Annotated in this window: 3 protein-coding genes and 1 pseudogene; 2 read left to right on the top strand and 2 right to left on the bottom strand. The window is 39.9% G+C overall.

The annotated features are described in order from the left end of the window. Window positions 1-186, bottom strand: a pseudogene (locus tag ACEW8U_RS20880) (cyanoglobin); the annotation flags it as partial. Between the two features lie 504 nt (window positions 187-690). Here ACEW8U_RS20880 and ACEW8U_RS20875 point away from each other — a divergent pair. After that, window positions 691-1,041 carry a Uma2 family endonuclease gene (locus ACEW8U_RS20875; RefSeq protein ID WP_373523992.1) on the top strand — a complete coding sequence of 117 codons (351 nt, stop codon included), beginning with the start codon at window positions 691-693 and terminating at the stop codon, window positions 1,039-1,041. A gap of 26 nt (window positions 1,042-1,067) precedes the next feature. Here ACEW8U_RS20875 and ACEW8U_RS20870 read toward each other — a convergent pair whose 3' ends face one another. Next, the gene (locus ACEW8U_RS20870) at window positions 1,068-2,423 is read right to left on the bottom strand and encodes a nodulation protein NfeD (RefSeq protein ID WP_373523991.1); all 1,356 of its coding nucleotides are present in this window, start codon (window positions 2,421-2,423) and stop codon (window positions 1,068-1,070) included. 122 nt (window positions 2,424-2,545) lie between these two features. On the opposite strand from ACEW8U_RS20870, the gene ACEW8U_RS20865 reads away from it, so the two are divergent. Beyond that, window positions 2,546-3,640: M1 family metallopeptidase (locus ACEW8U_RS20865; protein ID WP_373523990.1), on the top strand; the 1,095-nt coding region annotated here is incomplete at its 3' end.

Raw genomic sequence — 3,640 nt, 5'->3', positions numbered from 1 at the left:
GGTCTGTGGCCCACCAAAGACCTGAATCAAAAACAAAAATAACCTTTCTTCTGCAGGTGCCAAATCCTTAGGGTAAAGCTTTCTCAATTCAGGTGATTCCTTAACATGCTGATAAAAGTGTTGGACAAGGTTTCTTATTTTTCCCTCTCCGAGGCTTTCGTAGATGGATTGGGCAGGATTTGTCATTGTAGGGGATTGGGTTATTTAGGAGAGCAAAAATAAATATTTCTTTAAGACATCATTGGTTTTTATTTTTGAGTTTTACAAATTCTGAATTGCTGGGGTAGGGTAGTACAAAGAACAAACTGTTGTTCCAACTGTGCCTCGTCAGTCCCTGTAATGTATTGGTTCGGTCTTTTAAATCAATTACTTTATATTAGTTTCATGGAAGAGAAAGAAAGCAGGAACGAAGTAAATGATCGATTAACCGAAGACAAAAGGTATACCTATGCTGATTACCAGGGATAGGACATGGTTGAAATGTTGGAGTTAATCAGGGGCAAAATATTGCGACAGGCGGCGGCACCGAGAAGAATGCATCAGAAAATATCCGGCAAAGTTTTTAATAGATTGTTTAATTTTTTGGAAGATTAACCCTGCGAGGTTTACTAAGCTCCCTTTGATGTTCGGTTGCCTGTAAAATCCAAAAGGAACAAAGAAAAAGATAAAGTAGTCCAACCTGATATTTGTGTGTTTTGTGATAAAAGCAAACTGGATGAGTTGGGTTGTGTCGGCGCACCGGACTTGATCATTGAGCTTCTTTCGCCAGGAAGTAACAAAAAGGAACTTAAAAACAAATATGATGTCTATGAAGAAAGCGGGGTTGGTGAGTATTGGATCAATGGCGATGAGGATAAATATTTTATCGCCAATACTGTAAAGTTCTTGTTTGTGAGAAAGAATAACTATTTAAAATCCGGTTTGGGTCATGTTCTGCGAGGAATATGGCCCAAACCGATATCTGATGTATTAAGTATTTTTGGCATGAAAAACCTAAATTTATACAGTCATTACAAAATACTATTCTGCCTGACAAAATAGAAGGGGGTTTAAGATTCTTTAAAAAATCACACCCTTTTCACCTTCAACGAAGTCCCTTCCGTACTGATCACTTTTATTTTTTCACCCTTATCTATGAATTCCCCCCTTGAATAAGCATCATAGACCTCTTCATCAATGATGATTTTCCCACTTGGCATGAGCCTAGTATGGGTGATACCTTCTTTATCCAAAAGACTGTCGGCATAGGAGGTTGAAGTATATCCATCTGCACTCTGTTGTGTGTTGGCCAGTGAAATGGAGCTGAAGGCTTTCCATTGGTTTACTTTTGGGGCAAAGATAAAAATGAGGGATATGGCTGCAATGGCTGCTAAAATAACTGTCAATAAAGCGACAAATAAATCTCCGGAAGGAACAAATGTAAAATCAAAGGCATCATTTGGGATCATACCTAGGGTAAGTCCTGTTAAAATCCCTAGAATCCCTAAGATCCCAAAAACCCCAAAACCGGGAATAACAAAGATTTCAACCAATAGCAGTATACAGCCTACCACAAAGACAGCGATTTCCCAATTTTGGGCCAATCCAGTGAGGTAATAGGGGATAAAATAAAGAATCATAGCTGTCACAGAAGCTGCAAGTGGAAATCCAACTCCTGGAGTTTGAATTTCAAAATAAATTCCAGCAAAAATGACCAAGATCAAGAAACCACTGACAGCCGGATTGAGGAAAAAAGCGATGACTTTTTCTACACCTGCGGTATCATATTCCACGATTTCGAAATCTTCCAAGCCTTGCATTTCTACCACTTCAGAAACGGAATTGACCTGTCCTTCACAAAAGCCATTTGAAATGGCCTCGGATACAGAAAAGGTAATTACCGTTCCCTTTTCACTGATGCCTTCTATTTCAAGATTTTGGTCTACCATGGCTTCCGCAATTTTTGGGTCTCTGCCTTTGGCCTCAGCAGTGCTTCGCATCATGGAGCGCATATAGGATTGGTATTTGTCCGGTGCCGCATCACCTCCTCCGCCCATCACTACGGTAGCAGCTCCGATACTTGCGCCGGGTGCCATATAGATACTGTCACATGCAATAGAAATCAGCGCACCTGCAGAGGCAGCATCTTTGTTGATCCAAACATGGATAGGAGTTTTTGTTTCGAGAATCATCGTTCTGATATCATCGGCATCATTGACCGCGCCTCCATAAGTGTCCATTTCAATGACAATCATATCGGCATTCTGCTTTTGTGCATCTTCCAAAGCCAGTTTAACCTTCCTGTTCATCCGAGGGTCTATGTTGTCGTCAATTTTGAAAGTGTAGACCTTTTGTTTTGTGGATGATAGACTATCCTGTTGAAAAGAAAAGGAAAGACCCGGTAAGGCAAATAAAAATATTGAAAGTATAAGAAGCTGTTTCATGTGGTAATTTGTTTGTGCTATGAATATACCAAAATATCTTAAATCTGGCACCTCAGCAATTTTTATTAGCGGTTTGTCGAGGGAACTAAATTTGGTTTATTTTAGCCAAAAATTAATAGATTATGATTAAAAAAATAGTAACATCAGTCTTGCTGATGACAGTTTTTGGAGCATTTTCCTTGCTCAATGGTCAAACAGATAGGTGGCAACAAAAAGTAAAATACGACATGGATATCACCATGGATGTGAATAAAAATATTTACAAAGGGAATCAGAAACTTCAATATACCAACAACTCCCCCGACACCCTGAGCAGGGCTTTCTATCACTTATACTATAATGCCTTTCAGCCAAACAGTATGATGGATGTAAGGTCTAGGACTATAGCTGATCCTGATAGAAGGGTGTTGGACAGGATACAGAGTTTGAGTCCTGCAGAAATAGGATACCTGAAGGTGAGTTCAGTATTAATGAACGGCAAGAAAGTGGATTTTGAACATGTAGAGACTATTCTTGAAGTAAATTTGCATGAACCTATTTTGCCTGGACAAACTGTGGTTTTTGATATGGAATTCGAAGGGCAGGTTCCTTTGCAGGTAAGGAGGGCAGGCAGGGACAATGCTGAGGGAATCCGATATTCTATGTCACAATGGTATCCTAAGATGGCAGCCTATGATGTAAGAGGCTGGCATGCAAACCCATATATCGGAAGAGAGTTTTATGGTAATTTCGGAGATTTTGATGTCAAAATTACCATTGACAAAAGCTATACGCTAGGCGGAACAGGTTATCTTCAAAATGCCAATGAAATCGGGCATGGATATGAAGATGCTGGGGTAAAAGTGGCCAAACGAAAAGAAAATATGCTGACCTGGCACTTTTTCGCACCCAATGTACATGATTTTATGTGGGCAGCCGATCCAAAATATACCCATGAGAAGGTGAAAATGAAAGATGGACCCATGGTTCATTTTCTTTATGTAAAAAATGAAAAGACAGCGGAAAACTGGGGTAAGTTAAAGGATTACACGGTCAATGCCATCCAATATATGAGTGATAATTTCGGTAAATACCCCTATGAGCAATATTCTGTCATTCAAGGTGGGGATGGGGGAATGGAATATCCTATGTCCACGCTGATTACCGGGCACAGAAATCTCCGAAGCCTTGTTGGGGTGACCGTTCATGAACTTATCCATAGTTGGTATTATGGGGTT

The sequence above is a fragment of the Aquiflexum sp. genome, assembly GCF_041751335.1.
In the GTDB taxonomy this organism is placed as follows: Bacteria; Bacteroidota; Bacteroidia; order Cytophagales; family Cyclobacteriaceae; genus Aquiflexum.
The sequence above is the reverse complement of the archived record's forward strand: the minus strand, read 5'-3'. Positions and strand labels throughout refer to the sequence as shown.